Source organism: Halorubrum sp. SP3, from assembly GCF_005435195.1.
In the GTDB taxonomy this organism is placed as follows: Archaea; Halobacteriota; Halobacteria; order Halobacteriales; family Haloferacaceae; genus Halorubrum; species Halorubrum sodomense.
In genome coordinates this window covers 1-1,011 of record NZ_SGTU01000136.1, presented here as the reverse complement: position 1 = coordinate 1,011, position 1,011 = coordinate 1, and the positions used below count along the sequence as shown (strand labels likewise).

Here is a 1,011-nt window from a genome sequence, read left to right as displayed (position 1 = left end):
ACTCGCTGTCATCGTCGGCGCGGTCGCCGTCGAACGCACCCATCCCGAGGCTGACACCGAGCGTCTCAACCGTCGGCGGATCAGTAGACCGATCCACGTCGTTGCGCTCCTCGTACGGCGAGAAGTCCGAGGTCGGATCCCCGAGTACACGGAGGTCACGGAAGTCGTTGTCCTCCGTCCACAGTTCGCCTTCGACCAGTTCGGGGCCTTCGACCGTGAGAATCACGTCGTTCCCGTAGTCACGCTCGCCACCCAGTTCGAGGTTGTTCTGTGCGTCGAGGAAGCCATCGCCCGTGTTGAACGGGGCCAGCCCGACGATGCGTTCGAACGTGATGAGACACTCGGGATGACCTTTGACTATCGGAGCATCATATTCTTCATAATCGTACGCCTGGTCTTCGGGGATCCCCGCGTCGTTGTCACGGAGATTGCCGCTCTGTGCTTCTGCCTTTGCGTCCTTCGCGCTGTCAAGCGAAATTCCACTCATGGTTAGTTGATCGGCAGGTACGGAACTGCCATCGCGTTCGGAAGCCGAAGCGCCAGTCGCGGTGTCGTGGGGTTCATCTCGTCTGTTGCCTCGTACCCCTACGTTTGGGTGGGAGATACAAAAAGGTGTTGTCTATCACAACGATGACACGCTCGGGGAGGTGCTCACACTACCGCGTCATACCCGAGACTAATATCCACACCAACGAGACTGCTGTGCGTGGAACGCACGAACTATCGGTTGTAACGGATAGGATATTGTTTCTTACGAGACCCTGTGAAGGGGGTTCCACGAGAGGACGAGCGTCTCATCCTTCGTCGTTCGTTCCTCACGTCCTACTAATACATCTGAAGGCTATTAATGGTTGGGTTATTATAACCCCAACACAAACAGGCCCGTTCGGGAGCCGCACCGACGCGGTTGTGACGCAGCGACGATCAGAAAGTGTGTATTATTGAACGGGACGTGTGAGCAATCTGTTTCATCTTGCGCGGGTTCATGCCGCCGCCTCCGAACATGCCACT

At 56.9% G+C, this 1,011-nt stretch carries 1 protein-coding gene; it reads right to left on the bottom strand.

Annotation, left to right across the window (positions count from 1 at the left end):
* Positions 1-487: hypothetical protein (locus EXE42_RS15860; protein ID WP_137706946.1), on the bottom strand; the 487-nt coding region annotated here is incomplete at its 3' end.
* Between the last annotated feature and the right edge of the window lie 524 nt (positions 488-1,011).